Annotated in this window: 19 protein-coding genes and 5 pseudogenes; 18 read left to right on the forward strand and 6 right to left on the reverse strand. The window is 59.2% G+C overall.

The features are described from left to right. Window positions 1-77 precede the first annotated feature (77 nt). Window positions 78-540, reverse strand: a pseudogene (locus AC56QQ_RS31815) (DDE-type integrase/transposase/recombinase); the annotation flags it as partial. Between the two features lie 170 nt (window positions 541-710). Between AC56QQ_RS31815 and AC56QQ_RS31820 the strand changes: the two are divergent. Next, window positions 711-3,110: a hypothetical protein gene (locus AC56QQ_RS31820; protein WP_497124670.1), complete on the forward strand. Its 2,400-nt coding sequence runs from the start codon at window positions 711-713 to the stop codon at window positions 3,108-3,110. A 142-nt stretch (window positions 3,111-3,252) separates the two neighbouring features. Further along, complete coding sequence (locus tag AC56QQ_RS31825; RefSeq protein ID WP_497124671.1) at window positions 3,253-4,629, forward strand: Ulp1 family isopeptidase; 1,377 nt, start codon at window positions 3,253-3,255, stop codon at window positions 4,627-4,629. A 222-nt stretch (window positions 4,630-4,851) separates the two neighbouring features. Here the strand turns inward: AC56QQ_RS31825 and AC56QQ_RS31830 are convergent. Next, window positions 4,852-5,371, reverse strand: a pseudogene (locus AC56QQ_RS31830) (IS6 family transposase); the annotation flags it as partial. Between the two features lie 69 nt (window positions 5,372-5,440). On the opposite strand from AC56QQ_RS31830, the gene AC56QQ_RS31835 reads away from it, so the two are divergent. Further along, window positions 5,441-6,265 carry an IS5 family transposase gene (locus AC56QQ_RS31835; protein WP_258599892.1) on the forward strand — a complete coding sequence of 275 codons (825 nt, stop codon included), beginning with the start codon at window positions 5,441-5,443 and terminating at the stop codon, window positions 6,263-6,265. A 39-nt stretch (window positions 6,266-6,304) separates the two neighbouring features. Here AC56QQ_RS31835 and AC56QQ_RS31840 read toward each other — a convergent pair. After that, a pseudogene (locus AC56QQ_RS31840) lies at window positions 6,305-6,510 on the reverse strand (coproporphyrinogen III oxidase); the annotation flags it as partial. 754 nt (window positions 6,511-7,264) lie between these two features. Between AC56QQ_RS31840 and AC56QQ_RS31845 the strand changes: the two are divergent. The 3 genes from AC56QQ_RS31845 to AC56QQ_RS31855 are packed head-to-tail and all read left to right on the forward strand — an operon-like array spanning window position 7,265 to window position 10,019. Next, window positions 7,265-7,954 (forward strand): response regulator, encoded by a 690-nt coding sequence (locus AC56QQ_RS31845; RefSeq protein ID WP_183455245.1) that lies wholly within the window; start codon window positions 7,265-7,267, stop codon window positions 7,952-7,954. A 27-nt stretch (window positions 7,955-7,981) separates the two neighbouring features. Continuing rightward, complete coding sequence (locus tag AC56QQ_RS31850; RefSeq protein ID WP_497129201.1) at window positions 7,982-9,445, forward strand: type II and III secretion system protein family protein; 1,464 nt, start codon at window positions 7,982-7,984, stop codon at window positions 9,443-9,445. 10 nt (window positions 9,446-9,455) lie between these two features. Continuing rightward, the gene (locus tag AC56QQ_RS31855) at window positions 9,456-10,019 is read left to right on the forward strand and encodes a CpaD family pilus assembly lipoprotein (protein WP_497124672.1); all 564 of its coding nucleotides are present in this window, start codon (window positions 9,456-9,458) and stop codon (window positions 10,017-10,019) included. A gap of 844 nt (window positions 10,020-10,863) precedes the next feature. On the opposite strand, the gene AC56QQ_RS31860 is transcribed toward AC56QQ_RS31855, so the two are convergent. Further along, window positions 10,864-12,702: an HrpF/NolX family T3SS translocon protein gene (locus AC56QQ_RS31860; protein WP_497124673.1), complete on the reverse strand. Its 1,839-nt coding sequence runs from the start codon at window positions 12,700-12,702 to the stop codon at window positions 10,864-10,866. A 292-nt stretch (window positions 12,703-12,994) separates the two neighbouring features. Further along, on the reverse strand, window positions 12,995-13,699 hold the full coding sequence (locus AC56QQ_RS31865; protein ID WP_497101050.1) for a secretin N-terminal domain-containing protein: 705 nt from the start codon (window positions 13,697-13,699) through the stop codon (window positions 12,995-12,997). 305 nt (window positions 13,700-14,004) lie between these two features. Between AC56QQ_RS31865 and AC56QQ_RS31870 the strand changes: the two genes are divergently transcribed. The 12 genes and pseudogenes from AC56QQ_RS31870 to AC56QQ_RS31925 all read left to right on the forward strand — a co-directional run. After that, window positions 14,005-14,379 carry a nodulation protein NolB gene (locus tag AC56QQ_RS31870; protein WP_497104029.1) on the forward strand — a complete coding sequence of 125 codons (375 nt, stop codon included), beginning with the start codon at window positions 14,005-14,007 and terminating at the stop codon, window positions 14,377-14,379. A gap of 9 nt (window positions 14,380-14,388) precedes the next feature. Next, complete coding sequence (sctJ, locus tag AC56QQ_RS31875; RefSeq protein WP_497100512.1) at window positions 14,389-15,255, forward strand: type III secretion system inner membrane ring lipoprotein SctJ; 867 nt, start codon at window positions 14,389-14,391, stop codon at window positions 15,253-15,255. Between the two features lie 12 nt (window positions 15,256-15,267). Next, the gene (locus AC56QQ_RS31880; protein WP_497100511.1) at window positions 15,268-15,897 is read left to right on the forward strand and encodes a nodulation protein NolU; all 630 of its coding nucleotides are present in this window, start codon (window positions 15,268-15,270) and stop codon (window positions 15,895-15,897) included. After that, on the forward strand, window positions 15,894-16,517 hold the full coding sequence (gene sctL / locus AC56QQ_RS31885; RefSeq protein ID WP_183455251.1) for a type III secretion system stator protein SctL: 624 nt from the start codon (window positions 15,894-15,896) through the stop codon (window positions 16,515-16,517). The genes AC56QQ_RS31880 and sctL overlap by 4 nt, the downstream gene beginning before the upstream one ends. Continuing rightward, window positions 16,514-17,872 (forward strand): type III secretion system ATPase SctN, encoded by a 1,359-nt coding sequence (gene sctN / locus AC56QQ_RS31890; protein ID WP_497100510.1) that lies wholly within the window; start codon window positions 16,514-16,516, stop codon window positions 17,870-17,872. The genes sctL and sctN overlap by 4 nt, the downstream gene beginning before the upstream one ends. Beyond that, on the forward strand, window positions 17,848-18,384 hold the full coding sequence (locus AC56QQ_RS31895) for a hypothetical protein (protein ID WP_497124674.1): 537 nt from the start codon (window positions 17,848-17,850) through the stop codon (window positions 18,382-18,384). The genes sctN and AC56QQ_RS31895 overlap by 25 nt, the downstream gene beginning before the upstream one ends. Before the next feature lie 26 nt (window positions 18,385-18,410). Further along, on the forward strand, window positions 18,411-19,487 hold the full coding sequence (gene sctQ / locus AC56QQ_RS31900) for a type III secretion system cytoplasmic ring protein SctQ (RefSeq protein ID WP_497101049.1): 1,077 nt from the start codon (window positions 18,411-18,413) through the stop codon (window positions 19,485-19,487). Further along, a complete protein-coding gene (sctR, locus tag AC56QQ_RS31905; RefSeq protein WP_464615194.1) occupies window positions 19,480-20,145 on the forward strand; it encodes a type III secretion system export apparatus subunit SctR in 666 nt (221 codons plus the stop codon). The genes sctQ and sctR overlap by 8 nt, the downstream gene beginning before the upstream one ends. Window positions 20,146-20,174: 29 nt before the next feature. Continuing rightward, window positions 20,175-20,423 (forward strand): EscS/YscS/HrcS family type III secretion system export apparatus protein, encoded by a 249-nt coding sequence (locus AC56QQ_RS31910; RefSeq protein WP_183465589.1) that lies wholly within the window; start codon window positions 20,175-20,177, stop codon window positions 20,421-20,423. An 8-nt stretch (window positions 20,424-20,431) separates the two neighbouring features. Then, window positions 20,432-21,250, forward strand: coding sequence for a type III secretion system export apparatus subunit SctT (gene sctT / locus AC56QQ_RS31915; RefSeq protein ID WP_497100508.1), 819 nt, complete (start codon window positions 20,432-20,434; stop codon window positions 21,248-21,250). Beyond that, entirely contained in the window at window positions 21,247-22,284 is a 1,038-nt protein-coding gene (locus AC56QQ_RS31920) for an EscU/YscU/HrcU family type III secretion system export apparatus switch protein (RefSeq protein ID WP_183455256.1), read from the forward strand. Before sctT ends, AC56QQ_RS31920 begins: the two co-directional genes overlap by 4 nt. A gap of 448 nt (window positions 22,285-22,732) precedes the next feature. Continuing rightward, a pseudogene (locus AC56QQ_RS31925) lies at window positions 22,733-23,071 on the forward strand (IS66 family transposase); the annotation flags it as partial. A gap of 109 nt (window positions 23,072-23,180) precedes the next feature. On the opposite strand, the pseudogene AC56QQ_RS31930 reads toward AC56QQ_RS31925, so the two are convergent. Continuing rightward, window positions 23,181-26,704 (reverse strand): annotated as a pseudogene (locus AC56QQ_RS31930) (indolepyruvate ferredoxin oxidoreductase family protein). Window positions 26,705-26,802 lie beyond the last annotated feature (98 nt).

The following is a 26,802-nucleotide window of genomic DNA, read 5'->3' on the forward strand; positions in this document are numbered from 1 at the left end:
TCAGACTGGTGCGAACGGCACCCGCATGGGCACCGCTCCTCCAGTCTTGCCTTCATGCAGCTTGCGGATCGCCAGATCCTCGCCTGTCGTCTTTGCATCATGTGGATCATCTCGATCCCCGTCCAGCGTGCCGATCGCGCTGGCGCGTGATTGAAACCGAGCATGGGCCGTACACGACACTTGATGCGCCGATGGTCCTGCTCGATCGATTGTTGAGGTATTGGCTCTGCGGATCTGGATCGGCGTCAGTCTGCGCCGCGAACGGTCCTGGAGGCGGGGTTGGTCGTGTTGTAGGAAACAATGGCCGCCCGATTGGTCCGCATGCCATTTGCCGGTCACGGCACGTTTGCGCCCATTGAAGCGTTTCAGCAGCAAGGGCGAGAAGCGAACGACCCAGCGATAGATCGTCGAATGATCGATGGCCTGATGCCACGCTCGGGCCATCATGTCCTTCAAATTGCCAGGGCTCAAGCCGTAGGCCAGATACCAGCCAACGCAAAGCAGGATGGCGGACTGGTCGAAATGGCGACCGTTGAACATCTGAACTCTCCGGCGAAACACCGGAGGCCATGCCATGCCTCTGGTTGCCGAAAACTTAGCAACCCATCCGTCTTGACGGGAACGTTGTCGTCGTCAGGTTCTCGACAGCTTCCCTGTGTCAAATCCAAGCCCAGCTTCAAACGGGCTTATATTGCTGAAAGTGAGAACCGATGGACTTCACCTCGACCAAGCGGGTGCGTGGACAATCGAACAGGGCTGGCCCGCAAGAGAGCTCACCCGCGGCTCCGTCCGCAGGTGAGGCGGCCTTTGAGCGGCAACTGAGCGAGGTCGCCAATACAGGTGGAGGTGGTGGAGCAATGCCGGCCGGCTCGGCGCCGCAGCCGGCTCAGTCAACTCAGTTTTTGAAAAGGGTCAGCAAGCGCCCTCTTCATTTCAGGGATCAAGACTTTATTTTCAGTCTTGAGGAGGCCCTCATCAAAGGCGGGGCCTCCGAGCCCACCGCCAAGAATAATGTAAGTACTCTTCTCCGCTATGGCCACTGGCTCTTCGCAAATAACAAAGATCCCGTGAAGGATCGGCTCGACAAGCAGTCGCTGACCGATGATGCGCGCGAATTCATCGGAAAGGGTAATCCCTCGAGGCTGCTTACGGCAATAAGTCATCTCCGGACCTCGCAGTCGACGGGGGGAATCGTGCCGATCGCAGGCCGCGCTGAGTTGACTCCGTATCCGGAGGACGCGGCTATCATCGAAGAGTACAGGAAGGAAGCAGGGACAAACACCGGCGGTACGAATGCAACTGCTCTTAAGAGCTTCAGTGACTACCTACGTCAAAGCAACAAAAAGGGCATTGCTGGTCGGCTTTCCGGCAACGCATTGGATGGAGATGTCAAGGGCTATAAGCAGGACGCCGGCGGTCATCGGAACATCGGTGCCGCACTGGCTCATCTTCGACAATCGCACGCCGGCGCTAAGGAGCTCGAGCGCCGTGTTTCCCCCGTTCCTGATCGCGACGACGCGGCACTGATGGAACCGAGGCGGGTCGGCGCCGCTGCTGCGCAGCACAGCGCGTGGCAGGAAGCTGGCAGTTGGCCAAAGGAGCTTCCTGCGGAAAGCCACGATCGGCTGATCGACGAATCTGGCCCGTCGTCCTCGGCGCCACAGCCGGCTCAGTCAACTCAGTTTTTGAAAAGGGTCAGCAAGCGCCCTCTTCATTTAAGGGATCAAGACTTTATTTTCAGCCTTGAGGAGGCCCTCGTCAAAGGCGGGGCCGCCGAGCAGACCGCCAAGAACAATGTAAGTGCTCTTCTCGGCTTTGGCCACTGGCTCTTCGCAAATAACAAAGATCCCGTGAAGGATCGGCTCGACAAGCAATCGCTGACCGATGATGCGCGCGAATTCATTGGAAAGGGTGATCCCTCGAGGCTGCTTACGGCAATAAGTCATCTCCGGACCTCGCAGTCGACGGGGGGAATCGTGCCGATCGCAGGCCGCGCTGAGTTGACTCCGTATCCGGAGGACGCGGCTCTCATCAAAGAGTACAGAAAGGAAGCAGCGACAAATATCGGCAGTTCCAATGCAACTGATCTTAGGAGCTTCAGTGACTACCTACGTCAAAACAACAAGAAGGGCATTGCTGGTCGGCTTTCCGGCGAGGCATTGGATGGCGATGTCAAGGGCTTCAAGGAGGACACCGGTGGTCATCGGAACATCGGTTTCGCACTGGCTCAGCTCCGAAAATCGCAGGCCGGCGCTAAAGCGATGGAGCTCGAGCGCCGTGTTCCCACCGGTCCTGATCTCGACGACGCGGCACTGATGGAGCCGAGGCGGGTCGGCGACGCCGCTGCGCAGCAAAGCGCGTGGCCGGAAGCTGGCAGTTGGCCAGAGGAGCTTCAAGGACAGCAGGATAATCAACCAGCCCCGTCATTTTTCATTGCTCCAGGGAAGTTGCCCGCTGGACTGGATAACCTCAACAGCATAGCCGCGGGCGCTTTCGGAGCAACCGGCTCTCGCCAGTCTGGGGTTCAGGCTGCCACCCGGCCGTTGTTAGCGGTCAGCGAACAGCAGATTCGGCGCTCGCCTGGCGCGATTGACAGGGGCATGCCAACCGAGTGGGTCATCATCAACAATGAACATTCCACAGTGCTGTTGAGGCCAGCGAAGCGGCAGAGGACCCTGAATGCGCCGTCAACCGTCGCCATTCAGCAGCAGCTGAGCGAGATCGGCAATTCAGTCGGCCGCATGCCGATGCAGCCCTCCACCTACCCGGTGGGCGCATTGCCATTGGAAGGGCAGCCCGTTATGCGGGAGAGAGAGTGCGAATACATCCCAAGGCTGCATGCGGAGACTAGCGCGATCGGAGGCGCCACTGCGCAGCACAGTGCCCCGCATGAAGCTATCGCTTTGCCACCCATGGAAGATTACGATCAGGATCTGCTTTGGGGGGAAGGCCGGCCCACAGCCATTTCTCGGGCCAAGCGCGAGCCATCATCAGCCGCCGGATTCCGCAGAAGCCGTTCATCCTTTGAACTGGCGCAACGACCACCAGTCGGCCGCGGACGAGTTGGCCGGGAGCAACGTCCTGCCAAGCCGGCAGGACGGCGGGTTTGAGGCGGTTCATCAGAATCCGCCCACATCATTCGAGCTTAACGCTTGGGTTCCATCGCCTGCCTTTCCGCCGCTGTTTACCGGGCCAGTACCGGGTCGTTACCAGGGCGCTCGACAGCCCGGCTCGCCGCAGGAGCTTTCTCTTGTGCCAGCCTCCTCGGACGATGAAGCTTTGGCGTGGTTGAGCGAGGAGTTGGTGCGGCGGCGGATGCAAGAACCGGCGTCGCCATCAACTGCCAGAGCTCAGGATCTCTATCCTGGCTTTGAAGCATTGGTTGATCCAGATCCGGCTGAGTTGGGTTACAATGCTCACTTTGCGCCGGCGCCTTCTGCCAGAGCTCCCTTAGACATCTACGGCGATCTTGATTCTCTAGTTGATTTGCCGTCCACACCGGTCGACTTGCGCGACGATGCTCATTCTGCACCGGTGCGTCCGCGCGGGCAGATGGTCGAGACGAAGTGGCAGCAGATGATGCAAGGGACAGGGTCCGCCGCCGTATTGAGGCAGGGAGGCCCCGATGACGTTCAGCTCATCCATCACACTCGACCTCGGCCCATGAGTGAAGCTGCGCCAGCGGCACCGGCAAGGGCTCCAGGACCCGGCTGGCCAGTCACCGCCAAGCTGCCAGACACCTACCGCGGTCTTCCCGTGGTTGATGTGACTACGTCCACGACCACCTCCTCCGATGCCCAGATCGGGGCGTTGGATCCGACAGCCTCGTCCAATGTCACCAACGGGTCGGTGCTCGGCGCCACCGAGTGGCTGAGCGACGCCCATGTGCAGAGGGATTACGATTTCGTAGAGCAGCAGCTGCAGGGGATCAATCCGACGCTCGCCGCCCGGACACGGCTAGTCAGTCCGTCGGTATCCCATCTACTGCGCCACATGGAGCCGCAAAACGCGCGAGGCACATTGCAGTCCATCTATAATCAAAACGACGCCCCAGCCGACTTCCTGTTCCTGCCATTGAACAATGGCACTCCCAATAGCCCCGGCACCCATTGGTCGCTGCTGCTCGTTGATCGCCGCAACCCGGAAAGGCGGTTCGCCTATCACTACGACTCCCTTCAGCGAGAGGGATACAACGACGTGCCTGCAACACAACTCGCAAGACTGCTGAACGCCACCTTGACGCCAGCCCGCATGCCGCGACAGCCGAACCATTATGATTGCGGCGTCTTTGTGCTGGAGGGCACGTGGGCGCTGCTTCAACGATTGGTGGACGGGAAGCGGCCGGACCACGAGCCGCTGCACCTCGACAACCTCATCGCCGATCGGCAGGCGCTGCAAAACCGACTCAGGGGGCGCATGCCGCACGAGGAGGAGCCCCGGCAGTTGTTGGATGATGAACCCGCCTCCCCACCAATGATGGCATTCGACCCAGCGGAACTCCGGCTACTGTTGGATGATGAGCCTGCCTCCTCTTCGCCAAGAGTTAATTCGACCCCACATGCGCGAACGGACGGTGTTCATCAGCCAACCCAGGCGCCGTGGCTCCCTGAACGCAAAAGATCAGCATGAAGTCGAATTTGAAACGTTTTGCCCAAGCAACTGCGATCGCCTCGCTCTGGACGGTAACCGCTACGTCGGTGAAAAAGGGATGTGGATCACAGGGCAGGCAAACCCTTCCTATAGAAGCGCAGGCCGGTCCGAACTGAACTATGGTGGCAAGCAGCAAGAACACGTACAGCGGCGTTGTCACGTTGTTTGAAATGTGGCCGCGTGAGGCCGACACCGCGCTTTTCAGGCAGGCCGTGCACTCACGGCCTCCCACGCGGCCATTGCCTGGCGTCGATGGGTTCGAATTTGTGCTGCGGAGCGGTTGTCTGGGATGGGACGAAGAGATTTCGGACGGCGGAGAAGATCGACACGAAATGCTGCAATGAGCCGACCGATCGGAAACCCTGTCGCGTTCGTTCCCGTTTTCGGAACGGCAGGTGAGAATTCTCCGCCCGGTTGTTCAAGCCTTTATGCGAGCGGTGTTCCACGTTCGGCATGAGCTGGCGTCTGGCCGCCCCGTAGGAGCGCAATTTGTCGGTGATCATACGCTTTGGCGGCAGACCCTGCTTCTTCAAAAGTCGCGTCAGCAGGCGCTTGGCGGCCTTGCTGTTGCGACGCGTCTGGACGATCTCGTCGAGCAGATATCCGTCCTGATCAACCGGCTCCACAACCAGCACTTCTGACCGTTGATGCGCACCGCGACTTCATCCAGGTGCCAGACATCATCTTTCGTCGGCGACTTGCGGCGTATGCGGCGCGCATAATCAGAGGCTGTTTGGAAAATCGGATTTGAGGGGTTTCGTTTGCGCATGAAGTCTGATTCAGAGCGTGGATGTGGACCGAACAGAGCCGTGGCCGTGTTGCCAAGATCGCGCGTAAGACGAAGCGTTATCCGTGTGATCTGACAGATGAGGAATGGGAGCGGATCGCGCCACTGATGCCGGTTCCTGGTCGGCGTGGGCGTCCCCGCGAGGTGGATTTTCGGGAGGTAATCAACGCGGTGCGCTATCTGGTGCGCTCAGGCTGTGGGTGGCGGATGTTGCCCATTCATTTTGGGCCGTGGCAGACGGTCTATAGCTGGTTCCGCGAGTTGGCACGGCGCTTCCTGTTTCAGACGATCCACGACGTGGAACTGATGCTCGACCGCGAGCGGCAGGGTCGCGAACCTTCACCCAGCGCTGGTGTGATTGATAGTCAGTCGATCAAGGCACCCCATGCAAAAGCACGAGGCTACGACGCGGGTAAGAAGATCGTCGGGCGCAAGCGCCATATTGCGGTCGATACGGACGGACGGCTCCTGATGGTCAACCTGACCACCGCTGACATCTCCGACAGCGCGGGTGCGCAGGCGATACTCGACGGCATCCGCAAACGCTGGCCGTGGGTCAAGCACCTCTTCGCCGACGGGGCCTATGACCGGCTCAAGCTGATGGATAAGGCCTGCTATCTCGACTTCATCGTCGAGATCATCCGCCGCTCCGACGACCAGAAAGGCTTCAAGGTTCTACCGCGTCGCTGGGTCGTCGAACGGACGTTCGGATGGATGATCCGGTGGCGACGCCTCGTGCGCGATTACGAGCAGCGCATCGATGTCTCGCAGGCCATGATCCTCGTCGCCATGGGCGGCATCATGCTACGCAGAAACGCCCATCCGTGATTTTCCAAACCGACTCTCAGCCGCCGCGGCAGCCATAGCGCCAGGCGGCGCCGGCGTTCCGCCGCCGAAATGGACGTCGCTCACGGGCAGCGGCTGCGGTGTTTGCTCCGAGACCAAACGGATCTCGTCACGCACCACCGCCGCATCTTGGCGGGTGATGGTGGTAGGGAAGCCGCAATACCAGCACACCGATCGGCAGAACGGAATGTGGAGATAGAGCGACACTGAGCAGGTCCCTCAGCCATTGACCATGAGCCCTGGCATTGACCATGAGCCCTGGCACTGACCGCCGCGGAGAACTCCGGCACAGTCGGATAGATGGTGTACCAAGGCAGGCGGGCCTCTCGATATTTGGTCAGAAACGGTCACCGAGGTCGCCTTGAAACCACCAGAGCCGGTTTCTCCGCGCTCAGATGGGGCGGCAGCCTGGTCAGTGATCGCCGCTCTCGACGCTCTGATGACCCGAGCGCAAGCTCCCGGCCGCGGCACGAGCATCAGCCTCTGGCCGCGGCGTGTCACCCTAGTCTAGATGAGCTTGATCGGGCCCGCCCTTCGGTGCGAACACATCATGCCACCGGCAGGGCAGCGTGCGACTCGCCGCGCCTGGCTGAAATGCGAATGCATCCATTATGTGTATACCTATGATCCGAACATTCGATTGTTCAAGTCACTTCTCGAAAGCTAACCCTTCGTAGCCACGGAATCATGGGGTTCTCGAGGGCGACCTCGGCCTAACGAATGCAGGGGCCGCACGTAGGTGGACGATGCGCAGAGAAATTGCAGGCGGAGTTGTGGCATTTTGGGTTGACCAAGCGGCATTTCGGCCCGTCAACTCGTCTTCACATGTTCCATCCCCGCCTATTGCAGGAGTGCGGCTTGCACGCTCCTGCGATTACCCGTCGGAGAGAGGGTTACGAATACTGCGACGAGTTGCGCGACTTCTGCTGTCGCATCATCCCATAGCGGTCGGTCACCTGTCCTACCTTGATAGGAGATGAAATGCGAACGCTGCTCGTTGACCATCATGCGGATCTTACGCGCGCCGTGCGAGTTGCGCTCGGCGATAGCGGTTTCGCCGTTGACGTCGTTGGTACACTGGAACAGGCGTCGAGTGCATTTTGTTGCGCGAGCTATGAAATTCTTCTGCTGGAGTTGGTTCTGCCGGATGGCGACGGTCTGGATTGGCTGAGGCAGCTAAGGAGCGACGGACATTCAGTTCCTGCCGTCGTGATGAGCAACATCGACCATCTTGAGCAGCGAATTGCGGTTTTCAATGGTGGCGCGGACGACTTTCTGGTCAAGCCGGTGTTTACGGACGAACTCATCGCCAGAATGCGAGCTGTTCTGCGCCGGTCGACACAGATGACCGACCCGATCATCGTATTTGGCAATCTCCACTTCGATCCGATCGGCCGTCAGGTTTCCGTTGCTGGTCATCCGCTGATGGCCGCACGCCGTGAACTATGTATTCTAGAGCATCTGCTCAACCGTGCAGGCCGCATCGTGCCGCGTGCGCACTTGGAAGATCACCTCTATTCGTTCAACGATGAAGTATCTGCCAACGCGCTTGAAGTCGGAATCTATCGCTTACGCGGACATCTCAATAGGTCAGGTGCAACGCCACGGATCAAGACCGTGCGTGGCATTGGTTACATTCTCGAATGTCCGACTAGCGCGACATCCGCATAGTTGGTCGAATTGAAAGAAAAGACTGCCTTGAAAATCATTCCAACTGGTCATGCGGGCACTGATCCGCGGCCGCCGCTCATCGTCGGCCAGAGACCTATTTTTGCGCGCTACTTGAGCCATGTCCTCTGCGCGCTCATTTTGTTTTCTCCCCTTCCCGCCGCTGCCCAGAACAAGCAGGTTCAAGCGGCACCGCGTGCCGCTTCCAACAGCATCAACGCCACGCTGAACCTTTCCTCTTCGCTCGGCAAGACAGTTCATTTGCCCGCGGCAGCCGCGACTATCTTTGTTGCCGACCCGGCGATCGCCGATTATCAGGCACCCTCAAGTAAAACCATCTTCGTATTTGGCAAGAAATCCGGGCAAACGAGCCTATTCGCCCTGGACGAAAACGGCGAGGCTCTCGCTGAGTTTCGTATCGTCGTTACGCAACCGATCGGGGAACTGCGCGCCATGTTGAGGGACCAGGTCGGCGACTATCCGATCCGAGTCAGCTATACGCCGCGCGGTGCCATCTTAAGCGGTACAGCGCCCGATGCCGAGACCGTCGACACGGCGAAAAGAGTTACTGAGCAATTTCTCGGGGACGGTGCGCAGGTCGTCAATAACATCAAGGTCGCTGGATCCTTGCAGGTTAACCTCAGTGTCCGCGTAGCGGAGGTCTCCCGTAGCGCGATGAAGGCACTCGGCATTAACCTGTCCGCCTTCGGTCAAGTCGGCAATTTCAAAGTGGGTTTATTAAGCGGCAAAGGTGCTGGCGCTGGTGCGGCGAATGGGGGCGGTACAGCAGAAATCGGATTCGACAATGGTGCTGTGAACGTCGGCGCGGTTCTCGATGCGCTCGCCGAGGAGCACATCGCTTCCGTGTTGGCCGAGCCAAACCTCACCGCTATGTCAGGTGAAACTGCCAGCTTCCTGGCCGGTGGCGAATTTCCCATCCCTGTCTTGCAGGAAAAGGGGCAAGTCTCGGTTGAATTCCGTCACTTCGGCGTCAGCCTAGAATTCGTGCCAACCGTTCTCAACAACGACCAAATCAATATTCGCGTAAAGCCGGAAGTCAGCGAACTATCGTCTCAAGGGGCTGTTCAAATCAACGGCATCTCCGTGCCGGCAATTTCCACCCGCCGTGCCGACACGGTCGTCGAACTCGCCAGCGGGCAGAGCTTCGCGATTGGTGGACTCATCAGGCGGAGCGTCAACACTGATATCAGTGTTTTTCCTTGGCTGGGCGAGTTGCCGATCCTTGGCGCCCTGTTTCGTTCGTCCTCATTTCAAAAGCAAGAGACGGAACTGGTTATTCTGGTGACGCCTTACATCGTAAGGCCAGGATCGAACCCCAACCAGATGAGCGCACCGACGGACCGGATGGGGTCGCCTTTGGACCAGGGGGCCACTCTGACGAACTCGTTGGCAAGTCCGCCAGGAGACCAGCGCCCTAGTCCCCGCACTGGTGCGTCAGGCGCCAAGGGCGGCCTCGGCTTTATCATTGAATAGCGGTCTACGAATGACGTTGCGGATCATAAGTCTGGTGGTCACTCTGACGGTAAGCGTAAGTGGCTGCACAAGCACCGCGCCGATTGTCGAGCCATTGGCACCGATCCTTATCGGGCAGGAGACCACCGTACTAACGTTACACAGCCTTCGCGCTTCCGAACGGCGGCGTTTGCGCGTTCTCCTTGAAACGGCAAGTCACGGCCGGCGCGATGCCCTTCACCTCCTTATCAGCGGGGCGTTCGGGCTCAGCGCAGAGGCCGTCCATGAGGCCAGGCAGATGGGCATCGGCGCCTACAACATCCATTTGCTCGACCAAACCAACGGCGGCGCAGTGCGAATAGAGGCGATTGTCTATCGTGCCCGCCCTCCTGTCTGTCCTTCGTATTCCGGCCCTTTACTCAATGACAAGTCCTTCGACCAGACGCTTGGCTGTTCGATACGCCATAACCTGGCGGCAATGGTCAGCGATCCGCGCGATTTGCTCGACAACAAGGCTGTCAAACCAAGCGATGGTGATCGTGCGGCTGTACCAGTAGCCAGATACAGGACCTTCGCGAAGGGCAAAGACGGCTGATGTCAAGTCGTCTCGTCTCTACCTGGTACACCCTGGCAGCTGCTCCAGCACCTACGTGCGGACCCATCGGATTTGGCGCACGATCATCGCCTCATCGAGGTCGTTGACCCAGATGGAAAACAGCTGCCCCCTTACCACACTAGGGCGCACTTGAGTGACGCTGCAGGCTCGCGACTTTCCTTGGTGAGACAGCCGTTACTGTCACGCTGATGGTGTGAACGGAGTTGAGAGGATCCGCTTCCAAGGCACCTTTTGAGGGCAAGACGATGGCATGCGCACTGAGCGGACTCTTTGTTGGCGTTTTAAGCTTCGCGTACCTGAAGTGCCACCGCTTGGATCAATGGCCAGGCACCCAATATTGCCCGGTTCGTGTCGAACAAGATGGCGCGGCGCCGCGCTCCAGGCGGCGAGTGAGCGGGGCCGGCGGGGCCCCATGGCCGCCGGAGGATCACTTTCTTCAGCGGGCGCTGCGCCTCAGCTTGACGGCGCCGTGCGTCGGCGCGACCGAGCTGGCCGGCGCCACGCTTAATTTTCTGCCGCAATCGAGAACGCGTTGTCAAACCCAAGTCGCATTGGGCCTTGATGATCGCTCTGCTTTGGCGCGCACAATCCCCTCTGCCGGGTTCTTTTGTCGAGCTCTCCTTCTCACCCGCCCGGTGTGACACCACTTCAAAGGCGCAGGTCAGCCGGATCAAGCCGGACCTGCTCTAGACACTTTGGAATAGATGGCGATCTGGCGATCTTCTAGGCGCGCCGGTCAGATCGATAGCGCCGCGGCAGCAAAGTTTACGCGGCCGCTGATTGGCAGGATGGGGGATCGCGCCGAGGAAGCGAAATCCGTTTATCAGGCCACGTTCTGAGATAATTGCGGCGTGCCGATCGGGCTAGGAATACCTGTGGCGTGGACAGGTTCCGCATTCAGGCGTGCCTGCAGATTGTTCAAATACTCTTCTGCATAGGTTTGCGCCGTTGAAAGCGGCAGATTGATGCCGGCCGTCGCAGCCTCTTCCAATGCTTTCCTGATGAGCCCGTTGCGAATCGCGAGTTTGACCTGGGGGCCGGCGACAAGACTGACCGCCTGCGCTGCGACACCGAGGCCAGCTTCTAGCAGCGCCTGCTTCATATTGCCTCCGGTAATAGCTGTACGGACAACATTTAACGCTTGCGCCTCGCACGCAAGCGCCATCGATGCGAGATCGGCCACCTGGCCCACGGCCGGAACGAAGCTGAGGAGACCAACCGCCGTCGCAGTCCAATCAACCACTGTCGAGTACACCTTGAGCACGTCGCCGACTGTGTGGATGAAGGCCCCGCCGTTCTGTTTGGAAGACTTGATATCGGGCTGGTCCGCCGCACCCATCATCATGTCCGCGACGGCCTCCTGCTCTGCAGCGGCTTCAGGCACATGGGTTTTCGTTTTCTGAACGGTGCTGTTCGCAACAGACATGTTGCCGTAGAATTGCGCGAAGTCTTTTTTGCTGATGTTACCGGAATCGACCGTATGCCCGCCGCCGAAGTCGAAGAACTCATTGTGGGTCTTATAGCCCGTAATTGAATTGTTCAGCAAACCGAACAAAAGCGGATCGGAGAGTAACTGCGAGGCCGTTTGGCGTACCTTCGGATCGAGGCTCTTGTCGTCTGCCATGCTCGCCAGCTTGTCACGAGTCAGGTCACCGCTCCCAAAGAATGCGCGCTGATTGCTGTTAATCATCTTGAGCGTGTTCAGCTCGGTTTGCGTGAGGCTCATTGACGATGTAGCGGCTTTGAGGAACTCGTCTTTATGGACCGTATCTGAACCACCGCACAGCTGCTTCCAGGCATCCGGGTGATTTAGGAAGTGTTGAGCAGCCGCAATGACCTGAGGCGGACATTTGCCGGTTTTCGCTTGGCCGTCGACGATCCGCTTGAAATCAGCCAGGCTTAGATCCTTAGGCAGGTCGTCGGAGTACCGGTAAAGCTCGCGCAACGCATCGCTCAAGGTCATGACCGAAGCCTGAGCATTTCCGGCGCTGTCGGATGGAATGTAGTTCTGCTGGTAGCTTTGCGCCTGCCGGTCCTGAAATTCGGCAACTTGTGAGTGATGGTGGGAAAATCCAGACAAATCTTTCGCCGTGATCTTGCCTCCACAGCGACCATCGCCCTGCGATCCGATCGCGTAAAAGAGTTCGGGATCCTGCTGCAGTCCTTCGATCGCCGCTTTCAGATCCGGCGGCGTAGAGGGATCATTGGCTTTATCGCCAAGCGACTCCCAACTGAGTGGGCATTGGTCCTTGTGACGGTTCAGCACTGCCACGATCTGCAACTCGGCCTTGGTTAGCGAGCCGCCGTTCCACGTGATTCTCGAGCTTGGCACGGGAGCCGGCGATATGAAATCGGAGGCGATCGCAGGAGGCTGCGGGGCCTGATCCATCGATTCGATTGCCGCCTTCATATGCGACGGCAGCAGGTCCAATGGGTGCTGCCGCAAATCTTCCAACGTCGATTCGACATCCGGCGCCAGCGGACCCCGGAGCGCGCCAGGATTGGTCATGTCTCCGAGCAAGTAGGTGGACAGCATTGCCTCGAAGGACGATGCGCTTTGCTGAGTCTGCAATACCGCGGCAGAAGGCTTCAGGCCCGACCATGCCTGTACGGGCTGTGGGAGATTCGAGGTGATGGATGATGAAAGGTTGCTGGCCGACATTGTGCATCCTCAGACGTGACGTTGAAATCCCAACAAAGGCCTCATGTAAGCCAATGTTTCACGAACGTTCCGAGCGTTGGCCGGTCGCCAAAATGGCCCCTAGCAGTGCCTTTAATTGCTCCGCTCGTTGTTAGCCCCAAGGTCAATTCCAGCCAAAAGCCAGCGACATGGGGCTTCCGATTCCCATCATGAGCGGCTTAGCTTTCGAGAAACTGACGAATTTCAGAAGAATTCACAATCAGGAGCGGCCGACGTGATGATTTCTCCAGAAGCTGCGGCGTCTCCTTAGATGTCATCTCTGGCTCAGCTCAGGCTTCCCTGCAACGCTATCCGGTTGCGGCACGTCAGAAGAATAAGAGGCTTCCGGTTGTCCGTTACGGACGACCGTGGTGGAGGAACCCCGAAACAATATCAGTACCGATTCCCTTGGCGGCGTCTCAGCGACGTGAGGCTGCGCCTGCGCCTCGGCCACAAGGCCGTTGAACGTCTGCTCCACGAGCGCGATGAAGCGCGGTGGACCGGAAACAAGGACGAGGCCATTTCCGGGCGTGGGTCTCACTACATAGCGGTCATCGGAGATGCCAAGCCTATCGAGGGCGCCGTTGAAGGCATCGAAACGAACCGAAGTGAGCACAAGCATCCGAGTTTGCGCTTCTTTTGCAGCGGACACATAGAGCACAAGCCCATCATAGTACCATTGGAGATGGTACAGGTTGGTCAAGCGGTCCAGGAACTTGCGCGGTGGCAAATCCGGCATACGCCCGCGAATCCGCCCCTTCACCTCGGCGCTGATATTGACCCTGATGTTCAGGTTGTTGCCGAATTCCTGCAACGCGGCAGTGAGATCCTGATCTAGAACCGTATACCTATAGGGTGTCGAGGGAAGCGATAGGGGGGCGCCGACAGTTGTTTGGATGGCGGCGGAGAGAAAAAACCCGACACAGAGAAGTCTTTTCAAGCTGTGCAGGATGGTGGATCGTATGAACGTTCTTGGCATCTCGCCCTGATAAACCAAAGGATGGAATTTTCACAAGTCACCAAAGTCGTCAAAGTGACTTTAAATGACCAACCGACGCTCCCGTCAGCTTGTCGTCAGCTCGCCTCCCTAAGGGATTGACTCAACAGCGGGCGATGAACCGGCTGGACTCATCACACGTTAAAGAGAAGCAATCGAGTCCTTGTATGATGATGCCTGTCACGTCGATCCCTGCCAGTGTTACTGACAGTCTCTCCAGGGTTGGCTCACCGTCATTCGGCGAGCAGGCCCACTTTGACCACGCTCTAGCCCAGGCGGCTGCCTCGATGAAAAACGATACCGCTGCGGCGGCGCCTGTTCCTCCGCCCTTGGATGTTCAACGCGCGACTGCGCAGACAAGTCCACTGGGACACCGCGTGCTGCAGGCGATTTCTTCGATGCACGGGGACAATGCAGTTACTTCTGCCGCGCCCGACCATCAGGTAGCCCTAACGAAGGGCGCTCTACCGGGTGCGGCTGAGAGGCTTCCGGTCGAAGGTGGGGCAACGGGGACGTCGGACGTTCCGCGAGCAGGGGGTGACTTCGAAGCGATGGTTGCTGGTCTGCGGGATCTCTACAACGGCGTCACCCAGGTTGCCCTTGTTTCCAAAGGTGTCAGCGGCATCACCTCATCGGTGAACAAACTAATAAAAGAAGGATGAACGGCGCGAATGATTGGCTTAGCCCATGGCGAAATCATGCGTAGTCGCCCGTCTGGTCGGCGATCGCTTCATTTTGTCGTGCTGCCACTTCTCTTCGCCTTAAGTGGTTGCAAGGTCGATCTCTACGCGCAATTGCAGGAGCGCGAGGCGAATGAGATGCTCGCGCTTCTGATAGACAACGGAGTTGACGCGGTCCGGGTTGCCGCTAAGGACGGGACCAGCACGATCCAGGTCGACGAAAAGCTGCTTGCCTTCTCAATCAACCTCTTGAATGCCAAGGGGCTGCCGCGCCAGTCTTTCAAGAACATCGGCGAGATATTCGAAGGATCAGGACTGATTGCCTCGCCGACCGAGGAGCGTGCCCGTTACGTTTATGCTCTGAGCGAAGAGTTGTCGCGCACGATCAGCGATATTGATGGCGTCTTCTCAGTACGTGTTCATGTCGTTCTGCCGAATAACGACCTGTTACGAGCGGGCGGCACGCCATCCTCGGCCTCGGTCTTTATCCGGCACGACGCCAAAGCAAATCTTTCCGTTCTGCTGCCGAAAATAAAGATGCTCGTCGCCGACAGCATCGAAGGCTTGTCCTACGAAAAGGTCGAAGTGGTTTTGGTGCCAGTGGAACGGTCCGTACATGAGCAACCCTCCGTACCGGCGACTGCGTTGGCCCAAGCGTCTAAATCCTTTCCTGCGCCACTTCTGGCGATCGTGATGGGTGTTGCCGCAGCTGTATTCGCTGTGGCGTGCTATCTCTTAGCAAGTGTTCTTCGGCATCGGCGCAGACAATCATCGGGCGAATTATCCAAGATCGGGGGCCGCTCGGGTGTTTCCGCTGTCGAGGCCATTCGAAAAAAAATCATTGGCCGTGCGGCATAGGTGATATTCTCAATGCCCATTTCGATGCAGACTAGCGATCGCGATCATTCGTCGCAATTGCGTTCCGCGTACTGGAGCAAGCTTGCTGCTTCGGCCCATCCGACTCGTCTTGCCGCCTGTCTGGATCCGACGTTATCGGCTGCGACAGTGGTGCAGTTGCAGACCTGTGCCAGGCTGCAGCCAAAATTGGCAGAATTGCTGCTTGACAATGACACGGATTCGAACGGATGCGGCTGGCCGGATCTTCTGCAGGGGCATGACCCGCGTCGGGCTGCCCTCTTTGCGGGTAGTGTTTGGCATGCTCGTTCGCTGCTGAAGCTTGTTTCACAACGTCACCTCACGGTGCTAGTTGAACATATCGGCGCTGATGCGCACGCTTTTGGCATCCGACATCTGGCGTATGCGATCACAGGCAGTTTGATCGCGGATCCGAAAAAACTCGCGCTCCAAATTGAACACGATGGACATGCCTGCCTTGGTGCTTGGCTCGATCAGAGTCCAGTGCTTGAGCGTAACCGCGTGCTTCTACGGTTGCCCCTCGGGACAGCCGCCGAGAATCCAGCGCCCGAGCACGGCAATGCCTCAGGCCAGTTGTTTTCGCTCGTGCTAGCCCATTTTGAGACGGAGATCCCGGCGCTATGACAGCCGATGTTTCCGCGGCGCCCGTCGCACCGCAAATGCGCCCGGTTGGGCCACTGATACCGGCAAGTGAGCTCGAAATCTGGCAGTGCGCCGCAGAAGCGCGCGCTGCGGCAGAACGGCATCAGCAGCGGGTTCGCAGTTGGGCACGCGCCGCTTATCAGCGTGAGCGGGCGCGCGGCCAAATCGAGGGTTTGAATGCAGGCGCGGAGGAGTTGGCACGGCTGATTGCGGGGACAGTCTCCGAAGTGGCGCAACGAAAGGCGGTTCTGGAGCAGGAACTGCCACAGCTCGTGATGGAGGTCCTAAGCGATATTCTGGGCGCTTTCGACCCGGGTGAGCTGTTGGTGAGGGCTGTTCGTCACGCCATTGAGCGCAAATACAGCGGCGCGGAAGTTTGCCTTCATGTATGCCCCATGCAAGTCGATATGCTCGCGCGCGAGTTTGCTGGATGCGACGGAAGGGAGGGTCGGCCGAGGGTTCGGATCGATCCGGATCCGACGTTGTCGCTTCAACAGTGCGTGCTGTGGAGCGAGTATGGCAATGTCGATCTGGGACTTGACGCACAGATGCGCGCGCTGCGTCTCGGCTTCGGGTTGCTGTCTGAGGAAGGCGAACCGTGACCACGCCGGTACCAGAGCATAATAATTTCGCTGGCATCCGGGCTCCCGATCCGGCGATCTCGTCTTTGAGGTCTGCAGCAAAGCAAATCGACACGCGTGTGGTGCGCGGACGGATCACGCGGGCTATCGGTACACTGGTCCATGCTGTCTTGCCGGACACTCGTATTGGGGAAATTTGTCTCCTACAGGATCCGCGAACCGGACTGTCGCTGGAAGCCGAGGTGATCGGCCTGTTGGATGATGGGGTGTTGCTTACGCCGATCGGCGACTTGGTCGGCCTGTCCAGCCGCACAGAAGTCGTGGCCACCGGACGAATGCGTGAAGTGCCAGTCGGCCCCGATTTGCTCGGCCGCGTGATTGACAGCCGTTGCCGTCCACTTGACGGCAAAGGCGAAGTTAAAACGGCCGAAACTCGTCCGCTGCGCGGCAGGGCACCCAATCCGATGACAAGGCGCATTGTTGAGCGGCCATTCCCGCTCGGAGTCCGTGCCCTGGATGGTCTCCTGACATGCGGCGAGGGCCAGCGGATCGGGATCTATGGCGAGCCTGGTTGTGGCAAGTCGACGTTATTGTCGCAGATCGTAAAAGGTGCCGCCGCTGACGTTGTCATAGTCGCCCTCATAGGCGAACGCGGACGTGAAGTTCGTGAATTCATCGAGCGGCATCTTGGGGAGGCCGGCCTGCGCCGTACGGTCGTTGTCGTTGAAACGTCCGACCGCTCAGCAGTGGAGCGGGCGCAATGTGCTCCTATGGCGACTGCGCTCGCCGAATATTTTCGCGAACAGGGACTACGCGTCGCTCTCATGATGGACTCGCTGACGCGCTTCTGCCGCGCCATGCGAGAAATAGGCCTCGCTGCTGGTGAGCCGCCGACCCGACGGGGCTTCCCTCCTTCCGTGTTTGGCATGCTGCCAGGCCTGCTGGAGCGGGCCGGCATGGGTGAGCGCGGCTCGATCACGGCCTTCTACACTGTGCTTGTCGAAGGTGATGGCACAGGTGATCCAATCGCCGAGGAATCGCGCGGCATTCTCGATGGCCATGTCGTCCTCTCACGCGCTATCGCGGCGCGATCGCATTTCCCCGCTATCGATGTGCTGCAGAGTCGCAGCCGCGTGATGGATGCGGTCGTTTCTGGGACACATCGCAAGGCAGCATCCTTCTTCCGCGATCTCCTGTCGCGCTATGCCGAGAACGAGTTTTTGATCAATGTCGGCGAATACAAGCAAGGCGGCGATCCCCTAACTGACCGGGCTGTCGCGTCGATTGGCGAGCTGAGGGAATTTTTGTGCCAGACCGAAGGCGAGGCGTCGCATTTCGAGGAGACGGTCGCATGGATGTCGCGTCTGACCGCGTGAATCGTGTTCAGGCCTCGAAGTTACGGCTCCTGAAGGAAATGCAAGAGCATGGTGCCCGTAGGGAGCTGTCCAAGAAGGAAACCGAGCGCCATATGGCCACCTTAGCCGTACACAATGCCTCGCAGGGGCTTGCAATCGCACAGCAACATTGCGCTTCGGCCGAAGCAGCGCTCTACCAAGAGCTGATGACGCTCGACAGCTTGTCCAGCGCAGCACTCGACCGTCACGACCTTTGTATTGACCGGCTTGCGGCTGAGATCGCTTTCAAACGCCAGATGCTTGATGATGCACGCCTTGCTCAAGAAAAGGCCGAGATAGCGGCATCTGAGAAGAGGGAGCTATGGGTCAGATGTTCGGCGGCAACGCACAAATGGCAACAAATCGACGATGACGTCAGGCGCGCGGTCGATATTCAGTCGGATGCCGCAGGCGAGATAGAGGCCGACGATGAAATGTTGCTTCGGTATGGGAGGGTTTCTCTCGCCCAGATGTCCCGCAACCAGATCCGATAACCGCAGGTTCTGTGAATGACGCGCTCGTGCAGTTTAGAGCCGCTTTGGTAACCACTGTGGTCAGACCCGCTATACTCGAACCAGCGCTAACACTGTCCCACGAGGTCGCCTCGTGGCTCAATGATATAGCGACTTCCCGCACGCCGTTTCAGAGCCGGATCGGCGACAAGTCGCTATCGCTGCGGATGGGCGGAGTTGTGTGGCAGCAGGAACCTACTGCCATTCCGATGCTTGACTGCATTTGGCGGGTGGGAGGTGAAACGGTCGTCTTGTCGCTGTCCCGACCGCTTGTAGAGGCGCTCGTCTCGACAGTGCAGAGTGGCCTTGCTTTCCCTTCCGAGCCAACTGCTTCGCTCATTCTCGAACTTGCACTCGAGCCGCTGATAGCTCGCCTGGAGCTCAGGACACAGCGGAGCGTGCACCTCCTTTGCGTGCGTGAAGCCATGACACCGGCACCTTATCTCGAGCTGGATATCGTCTTCGGTCCCGTCAGTGGCAAGGGTCGTCTGTGCCTGTTCTCGCCTCTTGATGGCTTGGTGCCGTCTGCGTTCCGCGCCTTGGGCGTACTGATTGGGCAGTTGCCGCGACAGCCGCGCGGGCTTTCCACAGAGCTTCCGGTCATAGTTGCAGGAGAGATCGGCACGCTTCGCGCTCCGGCGGCGCTTCTTCGAAGAGCATGTGCCGGTGATGCTCTGATACCAGACATAGCGCCGTTCGGCCGTGGCCAGATCACCCTATCAGTGGGTCAGTTATGGACCGAGGCAGATCATGAGGGCGACCACCTAATCCTGCGGGCGCCTTTCCGCCCGCGATCGTGCCCGTTGGAGAATGCGCATATGAAACAACCCGAATCTCAACTAAGGCCGTCGGAAGCCGATCTCGACGAAATCGAGATCATGCTTGTCTTTGAATGCGGCCGCTGGCCTATCCCTCTAGGAGAATTGAGGAGTGCCGGCGAAGGGCATGTTTTCGAACTTGGTCGGCCGATCGATGGTCCAGTCGACATAGTTGCTAATGGTCGGCGTATCGGGCGTGGCGACATTGTGCGCATCGGAGATGAGCTGGGCATCAGACTCTGCGGCAGATTGGCATGCAATGACTGAGATTCAGCCGGCCGTCCTGACGCTTCTTGCGGTTACCGCCGGACTCGGGCTGCTGGTTTTAGCAGTCGCCACGACCACGGCGTTCGTAAAGGTATCGGTTGTTCTATTCCTCGTCCGCAATGCGCTCGGGACCCAGACGATACCACCGAACGTGGTACTATACGCCGCGGCATTGATCCTCACCATGTTCGTTAGCGCGCCTGTTATTGAACAGACCTATGATCGCCTCACAGATCCGAAACTGCGTTATCAGACGATCGATGACTGGATAAGCGCCGCTCAAGAAGGAAGTGAACCCTTGCGCGATCATCTCAAGAAGTTCACGAACGAAGAGCAGCGGCGATTTTTCCTTTCCTCGACTGAAAAAGTCTGGCCAGAGGAAATGCGTGCCAAAGCCACACCTGATGATTTTGCCATTCTCGTACCATCTTTTCTAATTTCAGAACTCAAGCGTGCATTCGAAATCGGCTTTCTCCTTTATCTGCCCTTTATCGTCATCGATCTTATCGTAACGACAATCTTGATGGCGATGGGCATGTCAATGGTATCCCCGACGGTTATATCTGTACCTTTCAAACTATTTTTGTTTGTCGCTATTGATGGCTGGTCGAGATTGATGCACGGACTTGTGTTGAGTTACACGATACCGGGAGGTTAACTATTACTGAATCGACTATTGTCACACTTATGAGCCAATCTTTGATGGTTTTCATGATCTGGATTCTGCCGCCGCTCATTGCATCGGTGGTTGTTGGCCTGGGCATTGGCATCATCCAGGCGGCAACGCAGATTCAGGATGAAAGCCTGCCGCTCACGGTGAAGCTTCTGGTCGTTGTCGCGGTAATTGGCCTGTTTGCCCCTGTGCTGAGCGCCCCGCTCATAGAGCTTGCCGACCAGATCTTTACTGAGTTTCCCGCAATGACACCAAGCTACTAGCCTCCGCCATGTATGCGTCATCGGGCGAGATTCAAATCCTGATCCATGCGGCTCTCGAGCTCGTCGTTGCGGCCAGTCTTGGCGCAGCCCGCGCGATAGGCATTATGCTGATACTTCCTGTATTTACACGATCTCAGGTCGGTGGGCTGATCCGCAGCTGCCTGGCTGTTGCCTTCGGACTGCCGTGCTTGGCACACGTGAGCGACGGGCTGCACGCGCTGGATCCTGAAACGGTTCTAATCCATGTAACTCTGCTCGGTTTGAAGGAGGTTTTTGTCGGCGTGCTACTTGGCACTTTGCTCGGCATCCCCCTATGGGGCCTTCAGGCGGCTGGTGAGTTTATCGATAACCAACGTGGCATCACCAGCCCGTCCGCTCCGACCGACCCCGCGACGAACAGCCAGGCTTCCGCTATGGGCGTTTTTCTCGGGATCACTGCAATAACGATCTTCGTCGCATCAGGAGGTATGGAGGCTGTCATCAGTGCTCTTTATGGCAGCTACCTGATCTGGCCCGTTTTTCGGTTTCACCCCACATTGAGCCCGCAAGGAGCAATGGAGCTATTAGGGCTCCTCGACCACATTATGCGCACGACATTATTGGTCTCCGGCCCTGTCGTGATCTTCCTGCTGCTGGTGGATGTATCAATGATGATACTCCGTCGCTTTGCGCCGCAATTCAAGTCGAGCCAACTGTCCCCGACGCTCAAGAATATCGGCTTTCCGATTATCATGGTCACCTACACCGCCTATCTGGTCGAGGGCATGAAACTGGAGATTGCACAAGCGAATGGCGCGCTTGAGTGGTTCGGCAAGTTGCTGAAATGAGCGACACGAGTGAAGAAAAGAATCACGCCGCCACCCCGACGAAGCTAAGGGAAGCGCGCAAAAACGGGCAGATACCGCGCAGCGCCGATTTCGTCCGCGCGGCCGGCACTTGCGCTGGGTTCGGCTACCTTTGGCTGAGAGGGAGCGTGATCGAAGACAAATGCCAGGAAGCGCTATTACTGGTCGACAAGCTGCAGAACCTTCCTTTCGATATCGCGGTCCGGCAGGCATTGGTCCTGCTGATCGAACTCACCCTGGGGGCCGTTGGCCCGCTGCTTGGAGCTCTCGTCGCCGCGGTAATTTTGGCGGGATTGATAGCCAATGGTGGATTTGTCTTCTCTCTCGAGCCTATGAAGCCCAAGTTTGAGAAGATTGACCCTTTTCAAGGGCTGAAACGCATGGTGTCTGCGCGTTCAGCAGTCGAGCTTGGGAAAACACTGTTTAAGGTAGTGGTCCTCAGCACCACCTTTCTTATCTTGCTTTTCGGCATGTGGAAGACGGTGATCTATCTGCCAGTCTGCGGCATGGGCTGTCTCGGCTTGGTCTTTACGGAGGCGAAACTGCTGATGGGGATTGGCGCTGGTGCACTTCTGGTGGGCGGGCTGATCGATCTCCTGTTGCAGCGTTCGTTGTTTCTGCGCGAAATGCGCATGACCAAGACCGAAGTGACGCGCGAGTTGAAGGAACAGCAGGGGACGCCAGAGTTGAAGAGTGAACGGCGTCGCATCCGCGACGAGACGGCTGGCGAGCCTCCGCTTGGGTTGAATCGCGCCACGTTGATCTTCAGAGGAAAGGCGATACTGGTCGGTCTTCGCTACATTCGTGGTGAGACCGGGGTGCCGGTCCTAGTTTGCCGCGCCGAGGGCGAGGCCGCTTCGCACATGTTCTGTGAGGCGCAGGCGCTACATCTCACTATTGTCGATGATCATGTCCTAGCGCATCAGCTCATCAGCGCAACGAAACTGGGCAACGCCGTTCCCAGGCAACATTTCGAGCCCGTCGCGAGAGCACTCTTCGCCGCAGGCTTAGCCTAGATGTGGCGCCTCAACAGGCTGTCCTCGGTGAGGCCGAGTCTGCTGATTGGCGTTGTGGGATTAGGCTGCGGTCTGTTCCACTATTCTAGCCATTAAGCCAGGCAGGCAGCTCGACGGCGCGATCATGGGAAGTCGGGCATGGGACGGCATAGGCCTATTCCCCAAGACCACGCTTGATGAAGCGCCCGGCCTTGCGTTGGTCTTGCGTGTAGGTTTGATGCGGATGGGCTTGAGCCCAAGGATGCGGCAATCCTCGCGAAGGCTTTCGCCTTGTAGCCGAAGCTGGCGTAGTAGGCGACCGCCTCGTATGGTCGAATTGGTAGCTCGTCCGATATCCCTGCACGCGTAGTGCCACCGGGCAGACGGATGCAGGAGGGCGTATCACCGGATCGACCTCGATCGCGGCGACTTGAGAGGCCTTAGCCATTAGACCGCCAGGACCGGGTGTTTCGCGCGTGAAGGAGTGCCGCTCAGCCTGCCGACGCTCGCCGACCAGGTTGGCGCGGCCACATTCGCGCTCGTGCCCATCCATCGTCGATCGAGCCTCAAGTCCTCCTCGCCGACCGATGGCACGGCGGCGATACAAACGTGCCGGTCCTCGCCAAGGGCAAGACCGATACTGGCAGGCTGCGGGTCTATGTCCAAGTTCGGCGGTGTCGATCCGCCCGCCGGGCTGTTTCATTATTCGCGCTACCGGCGTGCCGAACATCCACGGGCCCATCTTGGCACCTGGTCCGCGATCCTGCAGGCCGACGCCTATGGCGGCTATGGCGAACGCCACGCGCCGCCGGTACTCGAAGCAGGGCGCATGCGCGCCGCAAATTGTTCGAGCTCGTCGGGAGCCAAGCTTTGCCACAATCGCCTAAAAGAGGATCATGCGCGTACCAGGGCAATCTTTACGTTAAGGTCGGATTGTACAGGGATATACTTGCCACAGAAAGCGGCTTGTTCCGCCGTTCCGGCTCCGGTTTCGCCTCTGCGCTTTCAAGGCGCGCCAGAAGCCTGGCCCGCTCTCCCGCAGCCTTTTCCACGCTGGCCTGCTTGACGTGGCCGTAGCCGCGAATGAGAGCCGGGACTGACGCCAAGGCAGCAGCCGCCTCTAACTTCGCTGGCGTCAGGATGCGGGCGATGCGGTCGACATCGGCCTCGTAGCTTGCGAGCAGGCCGCGCTCCGTCCGCCGCTCGGCGGAATAGCCGAACAGATCGAGCGCTGATCCGCGCAGGCCCTTCAGCGACGCAAGCAGGCTGAATGCCTTCATCATCCCCGGCCCGAAACTTGATTTCTTTGGCTTTCCGTCCGCGCCGCGCCGGCCCATGATCGGGGGCGCGAGGTGGAATTCCAGCCGGTCGTATTCCTGGAATTGCGCCGCCAGTTGGTGCTGGAACGATCCGTCCGTGTAGAGGCGGGCGACTTCATACTCGTCCTTGATAGCCATCAGTTTGAAGAGGTTTTTCGCCACGGCCTCGGCGACCGGGGCGGAGCCCGGCAAGACTGCCTGCTCGGCCTTGCGGACGGCCGCGACACGATCGGCGTAACGCTTCGCATAGGCGGCGTTCTGATAGGCGGTCAGGAACTCCACTCGACGCGCGACGATCTCGTCAAGCGTCTGTGCGATACCGGGCTCCGCCGCCTGGCCAGGCCGGCCGAGCATTCCTTTGACGAAATCCGGCTGATGCGCCGCGCGCCGTCCCCAGCGGAAAGCTGCGATATTCATGGCGACCGACTCGCCATTGAGTTCGATGGCGCGTTCGATCGCCTCCGCCGGCAGCGGCAGCCCGCCATGCTGGTAGGCAAAGCCCAGCATGAACATGTTGGCCCCGAGCGAATTGCCGAACAGCGCCGACGCAGTGCGCGTGGCGTCGAAGAAATGCGCCTTTTCGCCGGCAGCCTCGCGAATGGCCTCCTTCAGCCGCTCCACGGGCAGCGAAAAATCGGCCGAGCGCGCGAAGTCGCCCGGCATGATCTCGGCGGTGTTGGCGACGAAGATCGTATGGCCCTCGCGCACCGCCGCCAGCACCTTCTTGTTGCCCGACACGACCAGGTCGCAGCCGAGAACGAGGTCGGCCTTGCCCGCCGAGACGCGGATGGCGTGGATATCCTCAGGGGTTTTTGCGATGCGGACATGTGAAAAGACCGCCCCGCCCTTCTGCGCCAGGCCCGCCATGTCGATCATGCCGCAGCCCTTGCCCTCCAGATGCGCCGCCATGCCGAGGATGGCGCCGACTGTGACGACGCCGGTGCCGCCGACGCCGTCGATGATCGACGACCAGCCGTCGCCATTGAGCGCAAAAAGCTGTGGCTCCAGCACGCCTTCGAGCGGATCGGATTTTCCTGCCATGCCTTCGGCCTTGCGAATCTTCGCGCCATGCACGGTGACGAAGGACGGGCAAAAGCCGTTGACGCAGGAGAAATCCTTATTGCAGCTCGACTGGTCAATGCGGCGCTTGCGGCCGAACTCAGTTTCGACGGGTTGGATCGAGGCGCAGTTGGATTGGACGCCGCAATCGCCGCAGCCTTCGCAGACGAGCTCATTGATGATGACGCGCTTGTCGGGGCCCGGAAAGGTTCCCCGCTTGCGGCGGCGGCGCTTTTCGGCCGCGCAGGTCTGGTCATAAAGCAGCACGGACACGCCCTTCACCTCGCGCAACTGCCGCTGCACCAGGTCGAGATCATCGCGATGATGGATGGTGGAACCGGCCGGAAACCCTATCCCGGCGGCGGCATACTTGCGGGGTTCGTCGGTGACGATGGCGATGCGCTCGACGCCCTCGGCGTGCACCGGCTCGCGATCATGTCGACGGTCAGATTGCCTTCAAGCGGCTGGCCACCAGTCATAGCGACGGCGTCGTTGTAGAGGATCTTATAGGTGATGTTCGCGCCCGAGGCGAGCGCGAAGCGCAGCGCCAGCGAGCCGGAATGGTTATAGGTGCCGTCGCCGAGGTTCTGGAAGATGTGCTCGCGCGTCGAGAACGGCGCCTGGCCGACCCATTGCGCGCCCTCCCCGCCCATCGCGGTGAAGCCGACCGTGGAGCGGTCCATCCACAGCGCCATGAAGTGGCAGCCGATGCCGGCGGTGGCGATCGAGCCTTCCGGCACTTTGGTCGAGGAATTGTGCGGGCAGCCGGAGCAGAAGAATGGCGTGCGCGCGCCAATGTCCTTCTTGTCGGCAAGCATCGCCTGGAACTGCTTTAGCCGAGCGACCCGTGCAGAAATCTCCTCCGACGGTCCGATCGTCTCGACGATGCGCTCGCCGAGCGCGATCGCGATATCATTCGGGTCGAGGGAACCCTTGGCCGGGAAAAGCCAGCCGCCGCGCTCGTCCTTCTTGCCAATCACCATGGGCTGCATGGCCGTGTTGTAGAGGCTCTCGCGCAGCTGGACTTCGATCAGCGAGCGCTTCTCCTCGACGACGATCACCTTCTCCAGGCCACGCACGAAATCCGCAATGTGCTCGAAGTCGAGCGGCCACGGGCAGCCTATCTTGAACAGCCGCACGCCGAGCTGGTTGGCGCGGGCTTCGTCGACGCCGATATCCTCCAGCGCCTGGCGTACGTCAAGATAGCTCTTGCCGATGGTGATGATGCCGATCTTCGGATTTCGGCCGCCCGAATAGACGATTCGATTGAGATCATTGGCCTTGATGAAGGCCGCCGCTGCGGCACGCTTGTGTTCGTGCAGACGCGCTTCCTGGCCGAGCTGGTCGAGCTCGTGGCGGATATTCAAACCGCTGGGCGGCATGTCGAACTCGGGGATGATGATGTTCAGCCGGTCGAGCGACGCATCCACCGAAGCCGTCGATTCGATATTGTCCTTGACGCATTTGATCGCCGCCCAGGTGCCGGCGAAGCGCGACATGGCGTAGCCGTAAAGGCCGTATTCGATCAGTTCCTGCACGCCCGCCGGATTGAGGATTGGGATCATGGTATCGACGAACACGAACTCGGTGGCGTGCGCGTTGCTGGATGATTCCGCCATGTGGTCGTCGCCCATCAGGGCGAGCACACCGCCATACCTGGACGATCCGGCGAGATTGGCGTGGCGAAAAACGTCGCCGGAGCGGTCGACGCCCGGACCCTTGCCGTACCAGATCGAAAAAACGCCGTCATATTTGCCTTCGCCGAGCAGTTCCGTCTGCTGCGTACCCCAGCAGGCCGTAGCGGCCAGTTCCTCGTTCAGCCCGGGCTGGAAAACGATGCTGGCGTCGGCAAGCTGCCGTTTGGCTTTCCAGAGCTGGAGGTCGAGACCGCCGAGCGGCGAGCCGCGATAGCCCGAAACGAAGCCGGCGGTGTTAAGCCCCGCGCGGCGATCGCGCTCGCGCTGCATGAGGAGCATACGCACGACCGCTTGCGCGCCCGACAGGAAGATGCGCTCCTTGGAAAGGTCGAATTTGTCGTCGAGCGCAACGTCATGAAGCGTCATCTGCAATTCCTTCGACGCGACAGCTCAAATCGGGCGTCCGCTTCAGGCAAGTTTTGGCCGGGGTGTTCCGCGCACCAGCGCCGCTCGCCCTTTTTGCG

It is taken from the genome of Mesorhizobium sp. RCAM 05099 (assembly GCF_059683685.1).